At 69.0% G+C, this 20,793-nt stretch carries 7 protein-coding genes and 1 pseudogene; 2 read left to right on the top strand and 6 right to left on the bottom strand.

Annotation, left to right across the window (positions count from 1 at the left end; genetic code table 11):
* Positions 1-427: 427 nt before the first annotated feature.
* The gene (locus IEY56_RS02415) at positions 428-3,118 is read left to right on the top strand and encodes a DEAD/DEAH box helicase (RefSeq protein WP_189035336.1); all 2,691 of its coding nucleotides are present in this window, start codon (positions 428-430) and stop codon (positions 3,116-3,118) included.
* Positions 3,119-3,567: 449 nt separating this feature from the next.
* Here the strand turns inward: IEY56_RS02415 and IEY56_RS02410 are convergent, their stop codons facing one another.
* Positions 3,568-4,299 (bottom strand): DUF7873 family protein, encoded by a 732-nt coding sequence (locus tag IEY56_RS02410; protein ID WP_189035335.1) that lies wholly within the window; start codon positions 4,297-4,299, stop codon positions 3,568-3,570.
* A gap of 363 nt (positions 4,300-4,662) precedes the next feature.
* Between IEY56_RS02410 and IEY56_RS29025 the strand changes: the two are divergent.
* Positions 4,663-5,077, top strand: a pseudogene (locus IEY56_RS29025) (IS5 family transposase); the annotation flags it as partial.
* A gap of 245 nt (positions 5,078-5,322) precedes the next feature.
* On the opposite strand, the gene IEY56_RS02395 reads toward IEY56_RS29025, so the two are convergent.
* The 5 genes from IEY56_RS02395 to IEY56_RS02375 form a co-directional block, all read right to left on the bottom strand.
* Positions 5,323-6,372, bottom strand: coding sequence for a right-handed parallel beta-helix repeat-containing protein (locus tag IEY56_RS02395; RefSeq protein WP_189035334.1), 1,050 nt, complete (start codon positions 6,370-6,372; stop codon positions 5,323-5,325).
* 1,280 nt (positions 6,373-7,652) lie between these two features.
* Positions 7,653-8,513: a ParB/RepB/Spo0J family partition protein gene (locus IEY56_RS02390; RefSeq protein ID WP_229711489.1), complete on the bottom strand. Its 861-nt coding sequence runs from the start codon at positions 8,511-8,513 to the stop codon at positions 7,653-7,655.
* 794 nt (positions 8,514-9,307) lie between these two features.
* Positions 9,308-10,525 carry an MFS transporter gene (locus IEY56_RS02385; protein WP_189035332.1) on the bottom strand — a complete coding sequence of 406 codons (1,218 nt, stop codon included), beginning with the start codon at positions 10,523-10,525 and terminating at the stop codon, positions 9,308-9,310.
* On the bottom strand, positions 10,522-10,725 hold the full coding sequence (locus IEY56_RS02380) for an MbtH family protein (RefSeq protein WP_189035331.1): 204 nt from the start codon (positions 10,723-10,725) through the stop codon (positions 10,522-10,524). The genes IEY56_RS02385 and IEY56_RS02380 overlap by 4 nt, the downstream gene beginning before the upstream one ends.
* A 157-nt stretch (positions 10,726-10,882) precedes the next feature.
* The gene (locus IEY56_RS02375) at positions 10,883-20,209 is read right to left on the bottom strand and encodes a non-ribosomal peptide synthetase (protein WP_189035330.1); all 9,327 of its coding nucleotides are present in this window, start codon (positions 20,207-20,209) and stop codon (positions 10,883-10,885) included.
* Positions 20,210-20,793 lie beyond the last annotated feature (584 nt).

Genomic DNA, 20,793 nt, shown 5'->3' with positions numbered 1-20,793 from the left:
TCCGCAGACACGACGCGCCGTCACTACGTGACGGTTACTCAAACCGCTTCGCGGTTTGAGTGTGGGAATTCCTCCGGAATTCCTTGGGTCACCCCTAGCGGGGTGACTGCCTGTCAACGCTCCGCGCTGACAGGCTTGCAGCTCCGCCTTCGGCGGGGCTGGCCCCTTCTTCGCTTCGCTCGAAGGGGTGAAGCTGGCTGCGGTGATGGTGGCCGGACTGGTAGACTTGCTCTCTGCTCTGAGTCCGAGCGGAGAGGTGATGCATCAGGGGTACGGATTGGGAAATGGGGACACCTCTCATGGGGCCGCTCTGGGCGCAACTTCATCGAGATTCGGGCGGCAGAATTTTCACGCTTCGTCTCACGATCCTTGCTGGAATTTCAGCGCCGCAGATCACGGGAATATTCTACTGAAAGCGATGGAGAAGATGGCCAGGTTTCAGCTTCGAAAGCATCAGCGGGAAGCGCTGGACGCGATCATCTCCGCTCTGGAATTGCCGTCGCACGGTGACGTTCCCTCAGACGGCTTGCGGGCGACGGTGATTGCCGCACCGGGGTCGGGCAAGACCCTCATCGCTGCCGAGGCGGCCCGCAGGCTCGTGCCAGGAGGGCGCGTCCTGGTCCTCGTACCGACACTGGACCTCCTCACACAGACCGTCGAAGCCTGGCAAGCCGCCGGCCACCGCGGAAAAATGATCGCCGTGTGCTCCCTGAGCGGAGACAGCATGCTCGGGGCGCTCGGCGTCCGAGCCACCACCAGCGCCCCACAGCTGGCCCTGTGGGCTGGGAGCGGCCCGGTGACAGTGTTCGCGACCTACGCCTCACTGGCTCCTCAAGAGGTCGAAGACGGGCGGACGCTTGAGGAGGGTGAGCCGGTCCCGGGCGTGCTGGAGCGGGCCCTGCAGGGCGTCTACGGGCAGAAGCTGGAGGGCTTCGACCTGGCCGTCGTGGACGAGGCGCACCGTACGAGTGGGGACGCGGCGAAGGCGTGGGCGGCGATCCACGACAACGCTCGGGTTCCGGCGGCTCGCAGGCTCTACATGACCGCCACGGCGCGGGTGTGGGAAGTGCCCGCGTCCTCCGGTCGTCAGGACGGTGTGGAGGTCGCAGAGGTCCGTGAGGGGGCTTCTGGCGGGTTTCAGGGGCGTGTGGTCGCTTCCATGGACGATGAGGCGATGTACGGGCCTCAGGTGTTCACCTACGGGCTGATGGAGGCGCAGGAGCGGGGCACGCTGGCGCCGTTCGTGGTGGACGTGCTGGAGATCCGCGACCCCGAAGCGCCGGGAGCGGGAGCGGCAGGGTTGGAGGAGGTGCGGGGGCGGCGTCTGGCTGCTTTGCAGGCTGCGCTGCTGAAGCACATGGACACCACGGGTGTGCGGTCGCTGATGACCTTCCACCACCGCACCCTGGAGGCCATGGCCTTCGCGCGGACCCTGCCGGAGACCGCGGCCGAGCTCCATGATTCCGACCCGCTCACCTATCCCGAGCGGGTCGGCTCGGACTGGCTGAGCGGCCAGCACACCGCCGGCGAGCGGCGCGCAGTGCTGGACCGTTTCGCGAACGGGTGGGATGCGGAGGGATGGAAGACGGAGGTGTCCTTCCTCGCCAGCTGCCGCGTGCTCGGTGAAGGCGTCGACATCCGCGGCGAACGCGGCGTAGGTGGTGTCGTTTTCGCCGACACCCGCAGCTCGGCCGTGGACATCGTGCAGAACATCGGGCGTGCGCTGCGGCAAGATCCAGGTGAGGGGAAGGTCGCGCGGATCATCGTGCCCATCTTCCTCGCCCCCGGCGAGAACCCGCAGAACATGACCGCCTCCGCCAGCTACCGGCCCCTCGTCGCCGTCCTCCAAGGCCTGCGCAGCCACGAAGAAGCCATCATCGAGCGCCTCGTCCTGCACTCGCGCCCCACCCGCAGCGGAACCCCGGACGACGTACGCGCCCTCGACCCCCACCAGCCCGCCAGCCGCGACGACACCGAACCAGGCGGGAACGAGCCAGACGGGCAAGAGAGAGGCGCAACAGGGTCGAAATCCGCGAGCAGCGAGGGTGCGGCGGAGGCCGGGGTCCCGCTGCTGCGATTCTCCAGCCCCCGTGATCCGGACGTCATCGCCTCCTTCCTCCGCACCCGCGTCCTGCGACCGGAATCCGAGGTCTGGCTGACCGGATACAACGCCCTGCGCCGCTGGGTCACCGAACACGGCCACGCCCAAGTCCCGCTGCACGCCACCATCAACCTCACCGAACACGAAAGCGAGGGCGAGGGCGAGGGCGAGGGCGAGCATGACGGTGAAGGAGAGGGCGAGTCGACGTTCGCGCTGGGAAGCTGGGTCAGTGAGCAGCGCAGGCAGCAGCGGGAAGGCGTGCTGCGGCCCTGGCGGGGCGAGCTGCTGGACGAACTCGGCATGGTCTGGTCCGTACACGACATCGCGTTCTGGCGGAAGTTGACCGCGGCCCGCGATTACCACGCCCGCCACGGAACCCTCGCCGCCCCGAAGGGTGCGGTCATCGACGACGTCGCGATCGGTCAGGCCCTGGCCAACTTCCGCAAACCCGGCGGCCTCGGCAAAAACCCGGAACGGGCCGCTCAACGACGCGCCCAGCTGGAGGCAATCGACCCGGACTGGAACCCCACCTGGCCCATCCCCTGGCAACGCCACTGGGCCAAAGTGCGACAGTGCCTCGAAGACGGCGCCACCCTCGAAGAACTCCAGCCCGGCGTACGGGTCGGCGGCGAAGACATCGGCACCTGGCTGACCGAACAAACCACCACCTGGCACCAGTTGAGTACCAGGCAGCAGGAGAAACTCACCCAACTCGGCCTACGCCCGCCGGCCGACGCCGAGCGGTGTACGGCGGCTGCAGCCGGGAGCGTGGTGATATCGGCGCAGGCCTCGGCTCAGGAGAAGAACCTCGCCGCACTACACCAGTACCACCAACGCGAAGGACACGTACGCGTCCCCCGCGCCCACCGCGAAACCCTCCTCATCGACAACAGCACCAACGGCTACATCGAACACCAAGTACGCCTGGGAGTATGGCGCAGCAACACCCGCAACAGACGCGCCACACTCCCCACCGAACTCCAACAACAACTCGCCCAACTCGGACTCTTCAACTAACCGATCGACCTGAGGAGCGGGCATGGCGAATCCACTCGTAGGCGGCCCCGCCCGGAACGTGACGGAGCCCGGGAGCATGTCCAGCTCCCGGGCTCCAGCTTGCCACCCAATTGCGCACACCGGCGGCGTTTAAGAACCGCGGGTCATGTTGAGATCGACGTGTTCTGCCTTTGAACTACAGCGCCACGAGAGGCGCCGGAGGGACTTGAACCCCCATCCGTCGATGTTCGCCCACGCTCGGTCGATCCGGTGTTCGGCGGCGAATACTGAGACTGGAGCGAGAATCTGAGTTTCACGGGGCCGCCTCTGCCAGGATTGGGCCACCCCCGCACGTGGCGCGGGGGGAGGGATTCGAACCCCCAACTGACACCCCTTCATCAGCTTCGACATCAGTTTCAGCTTGCGCTCATCGCGCACCCTCCGCTCGCGGCGGAGGGCGTATGTGGGGGCTACCGGAAGAGGTAGCCGAATACCGCGTCGCCAACCCGCTGGTCGGTCACCTCCGTGTTGTTCGCCTCCTCGCGGGCGAACTTGACGGACTGCTGGAGCTTCTCGACGCGATCGAGGAGTTCGTTGACCCGCCGGGCGGGCAACGCACCGGAGAACTTCACCGTGGTCCAGTAACCGACCGGGACGTCCTCGTAGTACACCTCGACCTGTGCCGGGTGCTTCTCCGTGGCCTCGGCCTTCACGTGGTTGCGCGGAACCTTCTTCGTGCGGATAGTCCGCACCGGGTCCGTCTTCCACGAGTCCGTCGAGGGGTCCAAGTTCCACGACTCGGAGGCGTCGAGCACCGGCAGCTTGCGCACGAAGGTGTGCAGGTCGGTGAGTTGCTTCTCAAGGAACAACAGGTACGGGACGGGCACCTGGGACAACAGCACCGTACCGTCGATCACCACATCCGCGACCGCGGACCGGTTCGCCCAGTCCTTCGTCGCAGTCACATCGAAGAGCCGCGTCAGCGTCTCGGCGGTCGCCCGCAGAGCATCCTCGGCCTTGATCTGCACCCGCGTGGACTCGGGCGGCAGCTGCTCGCCCTCCTCGTCCTTGGGCTGGTAAGTCCTGGAGATGCCAGCCAGCAGGGCGGGCTTCTGCACGTCCTGGTGGACTTGGGTGAGCTCTTGGAGGGCCTTGGACTTGACGCCCTTTTCGACGGCGATGATCTGATTCAGCTTCGGCACACGGCGAACCTAACAATCCCGCGCCGCACGCACATCCGATTATCCGAGAGAACGCCTCGCCCCATCCCAGCCGGTCGAGAGGGCGGAGCGGCGAGTGTGAACTCGGATCGGGGCGCGAAGGTCACCAACCGTAGGGGCGGCCACGCAGCCTGCGGCCCGTTCGGCGCACCGCACGGCGGAGGGTCAGGGCCCCGGGGAGTCGGTCGCAACGGGCGTGCGGCTGCTGGCGCAGTTCCCTCCCCATCGAGGGCTCTGCCTGCCCCGCTGTGAAACGGCCTTACACGCGGTGGGTCTTCAGCTGCTCGCCCGTCTGAAGGAACATCTGGATGGTGCATCACGCCTGAGCGAGGAAGAGCTGACGCCGTCGGCCGCCCGCTGGCATTCACCGTCACCGGCGGGAACACCAACGACTGCACCCTGTTCACCGCCGTGATGGAGGCGATACGGGTGCCCCGCACCGGACGGGGACGACCCCGGGTACGGCCCGCCCACGTGCTGGGCGACAAGGGCTACAGCTCCCGCGCGATACGGACCTGGCTGCGACGCCGCGGCATCAGCCACACCATCCCCGAGCGGGCCGACCAGGTCCGCAACCCGGCCCCGGCGCGGCAGCCAAGGCGGGCGCCCGCCCGCCTTCGACAAGCACCTCTACACGCAACGCAACGTCGTAGAACGATGCTTCAACCGCCTCAAGCAATGGCACGGCATCGCAACCCGCTACGACAAGACCGCCGAGTCCTACCAAGCAGCCGTCACCCTCGCATCACACCTGATGTAGACGCGACCACTTGACGACACCGCCTAGTCGGCGCCCGTGACCTGGCGGCCGGATCCCCTTCACCCCATGCGACTGGAACGCGGGAGCGGAGCCCGCCCCCCGGGGGCGACACGACAGCAACCCGCCGTGTCGCGCTGTCCCCGGGTCGGGGCCGCATGAGACCGCAGGACGGTCACGGGTGAGAGTTCGTACGGACTCGTCGTCGACCAGGGCCTCGTGTATTCCCCTGACAGGTTGGCAGCAGCTCAGTCCCGGGCTTTGATGTCGTCGGCAGCCGGTGTGAGTTGCGAGGTCGACGGAGTGACGGTGTTGCTGGCGCTGGTGGGGTTGGTGCATCCGGTGACGCTGCCCGCGGGGCTGCAGTTGTCAGGGGTGTTTCGGACGACCCTGCTGGCAGTAAGGGTGACCTGGCCGTTTGCCACGTTGGCGATGCCGCCGCCGGCGGTGATCGCCGTGTTACGCGTCACAAGGCTTCGGACCAACGTGGCCGTACTGGCGTTGTTTGACAGGCCAGCACCTGAGACGGCGACGTTGTCCCTGACAGTGGTCGACTTCAGGCGGAGAGTGGAACCGTTCGCGTTGCGGAGGCCGCCACCCTCGATGGCGGTATTGCCCCGGACCGATACGGACTCCAACGACGCAGAACCTGTTCTGTTCTCCAGACCGCCACCCAGGCTCGTGACTGCGCGGTTCCTCAGCAACGACCCGCCCTTCATCGTCAACGTGCCGTCGTTGAGGACGCCGCCACCGAATTCAGCCGCCGTGTTCCGCTCGACAGTGCTGCGGTCGAGGTTGAGCTCCCCGGCGGTGTTGGCAAGGCCGCCGCCTTCAAGGGCGTCGTTGTCCTTGATCACCGTACGGCTCAGGTTGAGCGTGCCCTCCTCGTTGAGCGCACCTCCCCCGTTCGCGTTCGCCAGGCTCCCGCCGCGGACCGTGAGCGACTTCAGGGTGAGGGTGCCGCCGTCCATCACGTGGAAGATGCGGAAGTCCTGCGTCGCGTCCGAAGCGCGCCGGATGGTGGTGTCCCGGCCGGTGATGGTCACGTTCCCGGTGATCTCAGGGAGTCCGTCGTCGGCGTTGTCGGGCGTGGTCAGGGTGTAGGTGCAGCGGGATGCAAGGGTGATGCGGCCGCCACTGGCGTTGGCCTGGTTGATCGCGTTCGTCAGGGCGGTGATGTCGTTGCACCGGACGTGACTCCCCCCGGCTGCGGTTGCCGGCACGACCGGCAGGACCGCAAAGGACAGCCCCACACCGACCGCGGCGCTCACGGCACCGGACCGCAAGATGATCTTCATCGCTACGACTCCCTCGACGCTGGAAGTGAAACCGCACTCACGGCATCACCAGCAGCCTCGCTGGTCAGCCGGGGTGCTGAGATGACGCTTCATCCGTAGCCCCGGACGACCGCGGTCTCACCTGGCCCACCGCCGAACGGCCGGGTGCCACGGCCCCACTCCGCCAGGCCCAGCGCTCGACCAGGCCGAGGTGCCGGCACCCTCAAGGGCAGCAAGGGCGCTCGGCGCGGCCGGACGCGCACGGCAGGCTTTCGAGTCCCGCTCGCCCACAGGTGGCTACCTTCTTGCAGAGGGCCCCGGCTCAACAGGGCCACAGACCTCTCCATCCTCGGCGCGGGCGCGCCGGACCGGTGGTGCAGAGCATCGACCTCGCTCAGCAAGGTGCCCGGCGGTTCGCCCCTCGCATCACAAGGTTCTGGGAATCTCCGATGTCTATCGGTGGCAGGACGTGATGGCGCGCGTCCTCACCTGACTGAGTGCACAGGTCACGGCGAAGTGGCCCCGGCGCTGCCCGAACCCCCGCGAGCGTGCGGGGCCCGCGTATCGACGATGCGGCGTGCCGGGTCTCCACTTGTACCGGCCGACGCGGCAGTCGGTCCCCCGGTGCCCCGGCCGTCTCTCCCGGTCCTCAGCTCGAAGCTTCCGCCGGGCTCCTCCGCTGTCCGGCCCGTGATGTCGAGGCCGAGGCCCGTCGAACCGGCTCGGCTCTCACCGCGGGCCCTCAGAGCGGGGCCCATGGGCCCCGGCCTGTTGGGCACGGACGGCACCGTCCTCGGTGCGTGCGTGTCCCCTCCGCGAAGCAACGCGAGACCACATTGAACGCGTTGAACGTGCGGCTCGGCCCGGCGAGATCGCGAGAGTCCGCACGTTCCTCGGCATGCTGGACGAGCTCCGGCTGCGCGCAGCCGTCGCGCCGTCCATGGAACCCACTTGCCCAACTCGCCGTCCTACGTCTCCTGTTCGCTGAGCACCAGACGAGACGTGCAGCGTAGGGGGGTGGGCATGCGCACAGGCGCCCGACGGTCGCCGGGAGTGGCGGCAGTGAGCCGGTACCGCCTCTCCCGGACGAGCAGGCCGCTCATGTGCCCCCACCTGGCGCCGACTTCGGCAGCTCGGCCGACCGGAACGCCGACGCGCCACGCCACACGACGCAAGACATCCGGCAAGGCGCCGTGAAGCTCGCCATCGGATACAGGTTGCTTCGCACAGCCAGCCGCCGGCAGCCAGCTTCAACGACCGTGCGCGCAACTAGCGTTGACGCTCCCTCGCGGGCCTCGACGTCAGCCGGTCTGGCGGGACGGGTCGGCGCCTTCCTGCAGTTCCTGAGCGATGGAACGGCAGATCTCCGCGTAGCCGTACATCAGTTCAGAGATCAGCTCTCTGCAGTGTGCGGGCATGCAGGCCATGATCTGCTTACGTTCCCGCTCGACCACGGTGCAGGCCTCAAGCATGCGCAGCACGGTCCTGCCTGCGTCGTTGAACCGCAGAGACGGGTCCTTGCGCAGCACCTGCGAGAGGGACGCCAACGCGGGGGACGGAGTGCGCTCAGCGACCGCGCTGTGCGCTGCCGGGGCGGGTGACATGGTCAGCTTCTTGGTGCCCTTCTCCTGCTGCCTGGGCGGCACAGGGGGAAGCCCACGGCGCATTCGGTTGCGGACATCCGCTACGGTCGCCGCGGAGATCCCGGTCATGCTGGCGACCTGACGGAGGGTTGCCTGCGGGTTCGCTCTGAGAAGTTCGCTGGCTCGCTTGCGGCCCTGTGAGGTGCTGAGCGGCCGGACGCGGCCGTCCCGTCCGACGCGGCTCTCAGGCCGGTCCGTCTCTTGCTGTTCGCTCCGGCGCACTTGGGAGACCTTGCCCGGCGACAGTCCGGCGACTGTCGCGACGGCCCGGTCCGACCACTGCGGGTGGCGCGCGAGGATCCGCTCCGCGGCCGCTGTGCGCTCCGCGAGAGTGAGCGGCCGGCCGTGCGTGGTGTTCAGCGCCACAGCCAGCAGGGAGGCGTTCTCGTCGGAGCCGTCGAAGAAGCGCACAGCGATGCGCTCGACTCCTATGAGGCGCGCGGCCAGCAAGCGGTGGAAGCCGTCGATCACCTTCATCGTCTGCCGGTGTACGACGATGGGGGGCAGAGGGACTGCCAAATCAGCCAGTTTCCGGGCGTATTCGGTGTCCTTCTTCTCCGTTCTGGGGGAGTATGATGCGGTGAGTTCCTCCGTCGAGACGAGTTCGACTGGCGAGTCATTCAGCCCGCCGTCTCGCATAGCGATCAAGTAGTCCGAACCACTTGTTTTTGTTGCCGGAGCAAGTCGGTCACTGCGCACATGCATCACCCCAATGCAGGTATCGTCATCTCGAAGTAGGTACTTCAGGCGCCTGTACGTCTGCTGCACGCGCAGCCATCGACCCGTCCGTACCGCCCCTCAGCCGCTGGGGCTTGTGGCACCGGGTCCAGGCACTGTCCAGAAGTCGGAGTGCGGTCTCTCCGTGCAGCCCGGTGCTGTTGCGGCTATCGCTGCGTCGGTGACTGCAGGAGACAGGTACGGCGCGTGGATTCCACGGGAGAGCTGACGCCGTCACCGCCATGGCGTGGTGCAGAACCATCTGTCGTGACATCCCGTCAACTCCGCTTTCTCGTCCAGTGCGAGCGGTGCGACACGCTTCCGTCAGATCACGACCGGGCGTGGCCGAACACCGACTCAGCCTCACAGGTGCGACTGGCGAGAATCTGAACGCATTCTGGGAGCGGCCTGATGTGACGGGAGGCGCAACACGGGACGGCTGCCCTTGAGTTGACGCTGAGGGCTTCGCACGAACCGGGTGCCGGGCCCGTGTCGATCTGATGGTCTGCTGGTGAAGAAGGCTCCGCCCGTCCCTCGTGCACACAAGGGGACGGGCGGAGCCTTATCGCGCGGGATCTGGATGCACCGGCAGGCGTTTACGAGGACGAGTCGGGCGAGCGGCGTGCCAGGTTCACCAACACCAGTGCGCACAGGCTCGCTCCGGCAGCGACCCCCGCAAGTACCTTGCCCACCGCGATGTGTTCGAACAGCAGACCTGCTGCCCCGTAGGCGAGCGGGCTGGCGATGAACACCGCGACCCCGAACACCGGCACGACGTTGGCGCGCAGTTCCTCCGGCGGCCGGAGGGTGATCAGGGTTGTCGCAGGTGCGGTCACGGCGGGGAGGAACATGCAGCTGGCGCCCACCGTCAACGCCGCGGTGAGAGCCGGCTGGTCGAGGGGCAGGAGCCACAGCACCGCGGCAGCACCCGCAGCGCCTCCCGCCGCCATGCGGGTCGGTGCTATCCGGCGGGCCAGCCGGGCGACCACCAGGGTGCCCAGCGCCGTGCCGCCGCCCCATGCGGCCAGGAGCCAGCCGGCGACATGCGGGTCGGCGTCGTAGCGGCTCTTGGCCATGACCGGAAGCGACAGCATCACGACGGGCATGAGGGTGCCGTAGCCGAGGGCCGCTAGGGATATCGTGCGCAGCACCCGGTCGCGGAAGAGGAAGCGCACACCCTCGATCATGTTGTTCGCGGAGACCGGTTTCGGGGGTGCTTCCCGGCGCGGCAGTCCGGTCAGCAGTACGGCAGAGACCGCGAAGGTGGCGGCGTCGATCCACAGCACGTTGAGTGCGCCGACCTGGGAGATCAGGACGCCGGCGACGGCGGGGCCGATCAGGCGCGCGGTGGATGTGGCCGTCTCGAACAGTGCGTTGGCCTCGGTCACCGTGCCCTCGTGCGAGCCGACGACGTCGACGACCAGGACACGCTGTGCGGAGAGGTAGCACGCGGAGCAGCTGCCGAGAAGGGCCACGAGCGTCAGCAGTAACCCGAAGGACAGCAAGCCTGCTTGGTGCAGCATGGGCACGGCTGCTATCAGCACCGCCGCGCCGATGTCCGCGACGATCGTGACGCGGCGGGGGCCCCAGCGGGCCACGAGCAGGCCGGCGGGCATGCCCAGCAACGGCACCGGCAGGATCTGGATGAGGAACACCAGACCTGTCCGGCTCGGTGAGTCCGTGGTCATCAGGACGAACCACGGCAGCGCCAGCACCGTCATCTGGTTGCCGACCGACGAGATGAACTCCGAACCGACGACTCTGCGGAACTGCCAGCTCCGCAGGGGGGAACGCTGTGCTTCCGCGGTCTTCACTGAGCCGCCCGGACCGGGTTCGGACGCATGTCCGTCCAGTGGCTCTCGACGTACTCGAGGCAGGCGTGCTGGGTGTCGGGGCCGAACACGGATGACCAGCCGGCGGGCACGGGTATGTCGCCCGGCCACAGACTGTGCTGGTGGTTCTCGTTGACGAGGACCTTGTATACGCCGTCGGGGTCGTCGAACGGGTTTGCCATCGTGTTCTCCTTGTTCCTGCAGCTCAGAGCTGCTCGGTCTCGGCCTGGTGAGCGCGGCGGCGACGAGCGGCGGACGGCTCTCGGGGTTCCGGGTCCGGCCCGCGTGGCCAGGGCGGCCGGGAACGGGCACGTGCGTGCCCGTTCCCGGCCGTGACGCTCACTTCTCGGCGCTGGGGTCTGCTTCCTCGGCCTGTGCTTCCCGGATGCGGTCGCGCAGCTGGGACACGGTGAGTTCCGGGTGCTGCGCGATCAGCCGCAGCACATGCGGCCACTGGCGCATCATCGCTCCCATGACGGGCGGGGCTATGTACTGCGGTGAGTACACCCACAGACCACGCAGCTCACCCTCGACTTCGCGGGCGACCAGATACAGGTCGAGGTTGTGCGGTTCGATCGCGGTGATCAGCTCGGGGAGCGGGCTCTCATCGCCGACCTGCACGTCCAGCGAGCTCACCTCGAGTCCTTCGAGGGCGAGGGTGTTGCTCGGCACCCCGAGGAGGTTGAGCATCACGCGCAGAGGCAGCTGGTTGCCGTCCCCGATGACGCCGTCGTGGACGAGTGCCCGCACCGGCACGTTCTGGTGGGAGTACGCGTCGAGTTCGGCCTGGAGGACGTCCCGGAGCAGTTCCTGGAAGGTCAGGTCTCCCTTCATCCTGGACCGGTTCAGGATGATGTTGATGAACGGGCCGACCATCGACTTGCTCTCGGGCCGTTCACGGCCGGCCAGCGGGTGGCTGACCGCGATGTCCGTCGCACCGGAGTAGCTGTGCAGCAGCACGTGGAAGCCCGCCATCAGCATCATGAAGAGCGTGACGCCTTCGCGGCGCGCCGCGTCCTTCACCTCCGAGAGGACGTCGGCGCTGACGGTGACGCTGTGGCTGTACCCCTTGGCCACGTCCTTGCGCTGATGCGCCGGAGCGTCGAAGTCGAGTGTGTCCGCCGCGCCGTCGAGCTGTTCGCGCCAGTAGGCGATGTGCTCGTCGAGGGCGCCGCGTGCCAGAAGCTGCTGCTCCCACGCCGCGTAGTCCAGGTGGTCGACCATCACCTCGGGCAGCTTCGGCTGCCGCTCGGCCGCGTGGGCGGCGTACAGCTCCGACAGCTCGTTGATGATGACGAGGAATCCCCAGTGGTCCACCAGGATGTGGTGGGCGACCAGCACCAGGGCGTGCTCGGTCTCGGAGAGCTGCACGAGCAGTCCCCGGACGAGGTTTCCCTCCTCGATGCTGTAGGGCCGTTCGGTCTCCTCGGTCAGCAGTTCGCGCAGCTTCTCGCGCTGCGCCGGCTCGTCGTACGCGCGCAGATCGACGGCCTGGAGGGGCCATTCGGGCCTGCCGTCCGCGAACTGGACGGTCTGCGAGCCCCGCTGGATGTAGCGGGTGCGCAGGATGTCGTGCCGCGCCACCAGGTCGTGCAGGCCGCGGCGCAGCGCGGTCGTGTCGAGTTCCCCCCGGAGGCGCCATGCGGTGATGACGCCGTGGTGTGCGTGGTTGGGTCCCACCGGCTGGAGCAGGAACTCCAGTTGCCCGAAGGACAGTCCGACCCCGTCGCTGCGGTCGGCCTTGGGTATCGGCGCGTTGAGCAGGTCCGCGGCGTCGACGGCCGCGGCGTACTCGTCCTCAGGGGCCAGTTGGACGGTGCCGTCGTCGACGGCGTCGGCGCAGCGGACGACGGCGCGCAGGGCGTCGAACCAGGCGTCCGCGAGGTCGTGGATATCTTCCTCGGTGAGCAGCGAGGGCGCCCAGCTCCAGTTCGCGACGAGCTGGGGGCCGCCGGGTCCGTCCTGGACGACGGCGTTGACTTCGACGGGGTGGGACAGCGGCCGGGCGGCACCGGGGGTGGTGGGTGCGGTGTCGTCCCGCAGCGGCAGCCACGGCGTCTCTTCGTCGGTCACAGGTACGCGGCCGAGGTAGTTGAACAGCACCTGCGGTGCGGGCGAGGCCGCGAGGAGCGGCTCGGACTCCGGGGCGAGGTAGCGCAGGAGTCCGTAGCCGAGGCCGTTCCTGGGGAGGGACTGCTGCTGCCGGCGGGTGCGTGCGACGGAGGCCGCCAGTTCGCTGCCTGCTTGTGCGGCCGTGTCCCAGGGCAGCGCGGCGGAGTCGAGACGGACCGGGTGGATGCTGGTGAACCAGCCCACGGTGCGGGAGAGGTCGACGCCGTCGTGGAGGTGTTCGTGCCTGCCGTGGCTCTCGGTGTCGACGACTACCGGCGCGGCGTCGGCGTGCTCGCCGGACCGCTGGGAGCGCCACCGTCCGATGGCCAGGCCGAAGGCCGTCAGCAGGACGTCCTGCAGGCTGCCGCGGAAGGCCGCGGGGGCCCGGCTGGTCAGCGGGGTGGTGTCGCCGGCCGGCAGAGTCACCGTCAGCCGGCCCTCGGAGCCGGTGACGTCGCGGTCGGCGTCCGGCTTTCCGTCGACGAGCGGCGCGGCCTCGCGCAACACGTCTTGCCACACGGGCAGTTCGGCCCGGTGCCGCGTGATGTTCCCGCTGGAGGTGAGGCGTTCCGCCCAGCCGCGCAGGGACGTGGTGACCGGCGCGAGGCTGGGTTTCCGGCCTGCGGCGACCGCGTCCCAGGCGGCGGCGAGGTCGGTCAGCAGGATGCGCCATGACACGCCGTCGACGGCGAAGTGGTGGACGGCGAGCAGCAGTCTGCCCGGTCGGACGTCTCCCCCGTCGAACCACACCGGCTGGATCATGGCGCCTTCGGCGGGGTCGAGTCGCTGTTTGGCGGCGGCGGTCTCCTCGCTGATCAGGTCGTCGACGGCGGCGTCGGCGAGCCCCGCGATCTCGACGCGTCGCAGGACGGATCCGGCGTTCACCGTGCCGGGCTCGTCGGCGTGCAGGGACCACTGCCCGGCGTCGTCGACGACGAGCCGCGTGCGCAGCGCGTCGTGCTGGTCGATGACTGCCTGCAGGACTTCGGCCAGCTGGGCCTCGTCGATGCCGGAGGGCAGGCCGACCGTCGTGGAGAGGTCGAAGCCGACCGGGGAGCCGCCCAGTCGGCGCTGCCGCTCCATGACGGGCAGCAGCGGGATGTCGCCGGTGCCGACGTCCGCGACGTGGGTCGGGTTGTACTCGTCGGCGGTTCTGGCCACTCGGGCAATGCCCGCGACGGTCTGGTGGGCGAAGACGTCGCGGACGGTGAAGACCAGCCCGGCCGTGCGGGCCTGGGCGACCAGCTGGGTCGCCTGGATGCTGTCCCCGCCGAGGTCGAAGAAGCCGTCCTCGGCGCCGACTTCGGGCAGGTGCAGTACGTCCGCGAGGACGGTGCACAGCGTGTGCTCGATCGGCGTCTCAGCCGCCCGGGAAGCTGTGTTCCCGCCGAGGGAGGGGACGGGCAGTGCGCGGCGGTCGAGCTTGCCGTTGGCGGTCATCGGGAACGTCTCGAGGACGGTCACGACGGTGGGGACCATGTACTGGGGCAGGCGTTCGGCCACGAACGACCGCAGTTCGTCCGGGTCGGCGTGCGTGCCGTGGGCGAGTACGGCGTAGCCGAGGAGGTCCTTGCCGCCGGACGGCTTCTCGCGCACGGTCAACGCGCTGTCCGCGACGGCCGGGTGTGTGCCCAGGACGTTCTCGATCTCGCCCGGTTCGATGCGGAAGCCGCGGATCTTGACCTGGTCGTCGGTGCGTCCGAGGTACTCGATGCGGCCGTCGGCCCGCCAGCGGACCAAGTCGCCCGTCCGGTACATCCGTTCGCCCGGTTCGCCGTACGGGCAGGCGACGAATCGCTGCGCGGTCAGGCCGGGCTTGCCGAGGTACCCGCGGGCGAGTCCGCCGCCGGCGAGGTAGAGCTCGCCGGGGATGCCGGCGGGCACGGGGCGCAGCCGTTCGTCGAGGACGTAGGTGCGGGTGTCGTCCATGGGGGTGCCGATCGGCACGGTGCCGTAGGGCGTCTCGCGTGTGCTGTGCAGTACCGCGAACGTCGTCGTCTCGGTCGGCCCGTATCCGTTGGTGAGCACCGTTTCCGGCCATGCGGCGAGTGCTTTGGCGACGACGGGGGCCGACAACGCCTCGCCGCCCGCCATCACTTCGCGCATCCCGGCCAGGGCCTCGGCGTCGCGTTCGACGAGCAGGTTGAACAGGGCCGCGGTGAAGAACGTGGAGGTGACGCGGCGTTCACGGATGGTCTGCAGCAGTACGTCCGGGTCGAGTTCCCCGGCGGGGGCGACGACCACCTCGCCGCCGGAGAGGAGCGGCACCCACAGCTCGTAGGTGGAGGCGTCGAAGGCGGTCGGCGCGTGCATGAGCACGCGGGTGTGGTTTCCGCTGCGCCACACGTGGTCTGCGGCGAGGTTCGCCACGTTGCGGTGGGTGACGGCCACGCCCTTGGGCTGCCCGGTGGAGCCGGAGGTGTACATGACGTAGGCCGCGCGGTCCGGGTCGCCGGCGCCCGCGGAGACGGGGTCGGCTGCCGCGCCGTCCGTGGCGGACAGTTCGGCGGCCGCGTCGAGCACGTGCATGCCGTCGGTGACGGGGTGCTGTCCCTTCGACGTCTCTCCGCCGCCGACGAGGAGGACGCGCGCCCGGGTCTCCTCCATGATCAGCCGCATCCGGGACTCGGGGTAGCGGGGGTCCAGCGGCACGTACACGCCGCCTGCCTTGATCACGGCCAGGATCGCCGCGGGCAGCCACACGGAGCGTTCCATCAGCAGGCACACGGCGTCCTCGGCGCCGTCCGCCGCGACTCCCAGCGTGCGCAGGCGGGCGGCGAGCCGGTCCGCTGCCGCGGAGAGTTCCCGGTAGGTGAGGCGTTCGTCTCCGCAGCTGACGGCGGTGGCGTCCGGCGTGCGCGCCGCCTGCTGTGCGAACAGCTCGGGCAGGCCCGCTGTGGCAGTGCTGCCGGATGCTCCGTTCCACTCCTCGAGGACCCGGTGCCGCTCGGCGGGGGTGAGCAGGTCGATGCCGCCGACCGGCTGGTCCGGGTCGGCGATCATCGCCAGCAGGATCTGGCGGAGCCGGCGGAGCATCGTGCGGATGGTGTCCGCTTCGAAGATGTCGCTGTTGTACTCGATGCCGCCGTCGATGCCGTTCGGGGTGCCGTCGTCCGCGAGGTACTCGTGGAGCAGGAGGACGAAGTCCATCCTGGCCGTGCCGGTGCCCACCGCCATCGGCGTGGCCTCGACTCCCGGCAGGCCGAGGGAGCGGTCCGTCACCGTCTGCCAGGACAGCATGACCTGGACGAGAGGGTGGTGGGACATCGAGCGGGTGGGCCGCAGGGTGTCCACGAGCGACTCGAAGGGGATGTCCTGGTGTTCGAGCGCGTCCAGGGTGCGTTCCCGTACCGCGCCGAGCAGGTCGCGGAAGCTCGCGCTGTCGCTGATCTCGGTCCGCAGGACGAGGGTGTTGGTGAAGAAGCCGATAAGGTTCTCGGTGGCCTGGTCGCCGCGGCCCGCGTTCGCCACTCCGATGGGGATGTCGGTGCCGGCACCGTGCCGGCTGAGCAGAACCGCGAGCGCCGCGTCGAGCACGACGAACATGCTCACGTCGCAGGTGTGGGCCAGGCGGGCCAGCCCTTCGTGCAGGTCCGTGTCCCAGTGGAAGGTGAGAGTGTCTCCGTTGTGGGTGGACTCCGCCGGGTGGGGCCGGTCGGCGGGGAGAGCTATCCGCTCGGGCAGGCCGCTCAGCGCATCGCGCCAGTAGTCCAGCTGCCGTGAGTAGGTGCTGTCCGGGTCGTCCTGCGAACCGAGGTACTCGCGCTGCCACAGCGCGTAGTCGGCGTACTGGACGGGCAGCGGTTCGCGCGCGGGTGCGTGTCCTGCGAGGCGTGCCCCGTATGCCTCCGCCAGGTCGGCCCGCAGAGGCGCCAGCGACCAGCCGTCCGCCGCGATGTGGTGGACGACGACGACCAGGACGCAGGTGTCGGGGTCGAGGGTGAACAGCTCGGCGTGCAGCGGGATCTGCGTGGTCAGGTCGAAGGTGTGGCGGACCGCGGCGGCCACCGCGTCGTCGAGGTCGGCCTGGTCGATCTGCCTGACGGGCAGCTCGGGCTGTGCCTGCTCGGGGGGAAGGATGTGCTGGGCGGCCACCGTTCCGGTGTCGGGGAAGACGGTCCGCAGCGCCTCGTGGCGGGCCACGACGTCCGCGAGGGCCGCCCGCAGGCAGTCGACGTCGAGGGAGCCCGAGAGGCGCAGCACGACCGGAAGGTTGTAGGTGGGTGACGGCCCCTCAAGCTGGTGCAGGAACCACAGCCGCTGCTGGGCGAAGGACAGCGGCAGGGGGTCGGGGCGGGTCATCGGGACGAGGGCCGGCCGCGCCTCGGCGTCGCTGTCACCGAGCAGCTGCGCGAGCCCGGCAGGGGTCTGCCTCTCGAACAGTGCGCGTACGGGTATCTCGGTGCCGAACGCGCTGCGGATCCGGGCCACCAGCCGGGTCGCCAGGAGGGAGTGCCCGCCGAGCGCGAAGAAGCTGTCGTCGATGCCGACTTCGGGCACGTTCAGCACCTCTGCGAAGAGAGCGCACAGGGTCTCTTCCTCAGGGGTGCGGGGTGCGACGTAGACAGTGGTGGCGCGGGTGTGCTGGCTGTCGGGCGCCGGCAGCGCGTTGCGGTCGGTCTTGCCGCTGGGGGTGCGCGGCAGTTCGTCGAGGAAGACGAAGGCGGACGGGACCATGTAGTCGGGGAGCTTGTCGCCCAGCGCGTCGCGCAGACCGCGGAGCAGTTCGTCGGCCGGCCCCGCCGCCGGATCGGGCACCAGGTAGGCGACGAGCCGCTGGTCGCCGGCATGGTCCTCGCGGACCACGACGACGGTGTCCGCCACCTCTTCCTGACGCATCAGCACCGTCTCGATCTCGCCGAGTTCGATGCGGTAGCCGCGGAGCTTGACCTGGTGGTCGAGCCTGCCGAGGTAGTCGATGTTCCCGTCCACGCGACGCCGTACCAGGTCGCCGGTCCGGTACAGGCGGTCGGCGAGGTCGGACGGGAAGGGGTTGGGGATGAACTGCTTCGCTGTCAGTTCAGGCCGGTTGACGTAGCCCCGTGCCAGGTTGTCCCCGCCGATGCACAGTTCGCCGGGTACGCCGGGCGGGACCGGGCGGCCCTCGGGGTCGAGGATGTGCACTTCGGTGTTGGCGATCGGCCTGCCGATGGTGATCGTGTCGTCGACGATCCGGGTGCCGAGGGCGTAGATCGTGGCCTCGCTCGGGCCGTACATGTTCCACAGGTCGACGCCCAGGCCGCGCAGGCGCCGCGCCAGGTCGGGCGGCAGCGCTTCACCGCAGATCAGTCCGCGCAGCCCTTCGCTGCCCGGCCAGCCGGCGTCGACGAGCATCCGCCACGTGGACGGGGTGGCCTGCAGCATGGTCGCTCCGGTAGCGGCCATCTCCTCGGCGAGACGCTTCCCGTCGGTGGCCACCTCGCGGGTGGCGAGCACCACGCGGGCGCCTTCGACCAGCGGCAGCAGCAGTTCCAGCGTCGCGATGTCGAAGGACAGGGTCGTGACGGCGATCAGGCTGTCGTCGGCGTCGATGCCGGGCCACTGCTTCATGGCCCAGAAGAGGTTGCGGAGAGCCCGGTGCGGCAGCTGGACGCCCTTGGGACGTCCGGTGGAGCCGGACGTGTAGATCACGTAGGCGAGGTCGGCGGCCTGGACGGGGGCGCCGAGCGATTCGGCGGGCTCGTCGGCCAGTTCGGCGCGCAGCTCGTCCACGCGGAGCGTGACGGCCTTGGTGTCCGGCAGGTTGTCGGCCACGGAGCTCTGAGTGACCAGGACGGGCAGTTCGGCGTCCTCGACCATGAACGCGATGCGGTCCTGGGGCAGTCCGGGGTCGATGGGCACGTACGCGCCGCCCGCCTTCAGCACCGCCAGCACCGTGACGATCATGTCGGGTGAGCGCTCGAGGCAGACTCCGACCATCACGTCACGTCCGACGCCGAGGCTCCTGAGCCTGTGGGCGAGCTGGTTCGTGGCCGTGTCGAGCTGGGCGTAAGTGAGGGTCTCCCCCTGGCAGTACACCGCCTCGGCGTCGGGCCGCAGCGCCGCCTGCTGCTCGATGCGCTGGTGGGTGAGGAGGTCGTCGGGCCACTCGTGCCGGGTGTCCTCCCTCTCCTGGCGCTGCTCGCGCTGCTCGGCGTCGGTGAGCATGGCTACGTCCAGGACGTGCTGCTCCGGGTCGGCGAGCAGGTTGTCCAGCAGAACCTTCAGGTGGCCGCCCATGACGTCGATCGTCGCGGCGTCGAACAGGTCGGTGTTGTACTCGAACCAGCCGTTGAGTTCGTCGCCCTGCTCGAAGACCTGCAGTTCGAGGTCGAACCGTGCCGTGGAGCTGGGCACCTCCATCAGTTCGAAGCGCAGTCCGGCGACGTCGAACTCCGGGACGGGGATGTTCTGGTAGACGAACGAGACCTGGAAGACCGGGGACCGGGACAGGTCCCGTTCCGGGGACAGTTCTTCGACGAGCCGCTCGAACGGCACTTCCTGGTGGGCGAAGGCGTCGAGAGCCGCGCTGCGCACCCGGTTGAGGAGTTCGGCGAACGTGGGATTGCCGGACACGTCGTTGCGGATGGCCAGGGTGTTGACGAAGTAGCCGATCAGCCGCTCGACCTGCGAATGACCGCGGTTGGCCACGGGCACGCCGACGACGACGTCGTCCTGCCGGCTGTACCGGTGCAGCAGCACGACGTAGGCCGTCAGCAGGGTCATGAACGGGGTGGCACCGGAACTCTTGCTCAGCTCGCGCAGGCCGTTCATGACCGAGGCGGGCAGGTGGAACCGGCGGGAGCCGCCGGAGTCGCTGAGCACGGCGGGCCGCGGCCGGTCGGTGGGCAGCTCCAGCAGGGGCGGGGCGCCTTCGAGCGTCTCCTTCCAGTGCTCGAGCTGGTCGGCGAAGTCGGGGCCGCTCAGCTTCTTTCGCTGCCATGCCGAGTAGTCGGCGTACTGGACGGGCAGTTCCGGCAACTCGGCCGGGGTGCCGGTCAGATAGCCCTGGTACAGCGGGACGAGCTCGCCGAAGAGCACCGAGGTGGACCACAGGTCCGCGACGATGTGGTGCATCGTCAGCAGCAGGATGTGCTCGTCGGCGGCCAAGCGCAGGAACTTCATCCGCATGAGCGGGCCGGTGCCCAGGTCGAACGGGCGGGAGAACTCCTGGCGGGCCAGTCGCTCGATGGCGGCCTCGCCGTCGGAGCCCCGCAGGTGGCCGCAGTCCTCGACGGTCAGCTCCACCTCGCCCGAGTCGTGGACGACCTGTACGGGCTCCCCGTCGACCTCGTCGAACGTGGTGCGCAGCGACTCGTGCCGTCGCACGATCTCGCGGAGGCTGCGGTCCCACAGCTCCACGTCGAGCGGGCCGTGCACGCGCACGGCCGCCGGAATGTTGTAGGTGGCGCTGCCCGGGGTGAGCTGGTCCAGGAACCACATGCGCTGCTGGGGGAAGGACGCGGGAAACCGGCGCTCGGGTGCCGTCCGGTCGACGGCCTTGCGCCGCAGCCGCTCTACGAGCAGTTCGCGCTTCTGCTCCGGTGTGAGGCTGGACAGATCGATGTCGGTCATTCGCCCTTCTCCTGCTCGTTGATCTCGCCGACGAGGAGCATCCGCGCCTGTGCTTCAGCCATGCGCGTCGGACAACGTCTTCGGTCCCCGGCCCAGTGGCTGCGACTGCCCTGCTCGGTTCGGCCCCGTCTCACTCTCAGACGGCGGACCGGCTGTTGTCGCGAACCGCTCGCTGCGACCCGGGAGCAGGCCGGCTGGGCAGCGGTATCTCTTGAGGGAAGTGAAGTCCTCGAGTAACGCAGGATTCGTCACCCAGAGCGGGACAGCTTTCTCCGGTCGGGGGTGCGGCGGTCTGCGGAGCGTCGGCGAAGACTTTTTCACTTCCAGCAGTGCAGAACCATAGGACAACGGGTCCGCTGCCGCCACAGGCGCAAGTTTTCGTCCGGCCTCGCACCGGCGCGCGGAGGGTGACCCGGCAGACGCCGAAAGAATGCGGAAAGGAAAGCCGCCGAGGCGGCGTGGTGCACGTGCGCATTCGATGACCCCGGCGAACTCGGAGTCTCCCCGGAATACACGGTGGGCAATACTCCGGTGCTGCGAGAGCCTCAGGTTTTCCCGCGCAACAGGACGATGTCCAGGCGAAG

Origin of the sequence: Streptomyces daqingensis (genome assembly GCF_014645895.1) — a bacterium.
In the GTDB taxonomy this organism is placed as follows: domain Bacteria; phylum Actinomycetota; class Actinomycetes; order Streptomycetales; family Streptomycetaceae; genus Streptomyces; species Streptomyces daqingensis.
This window is presented reverse-complemented; position numbering and strand designations above follow the sequence as displayed.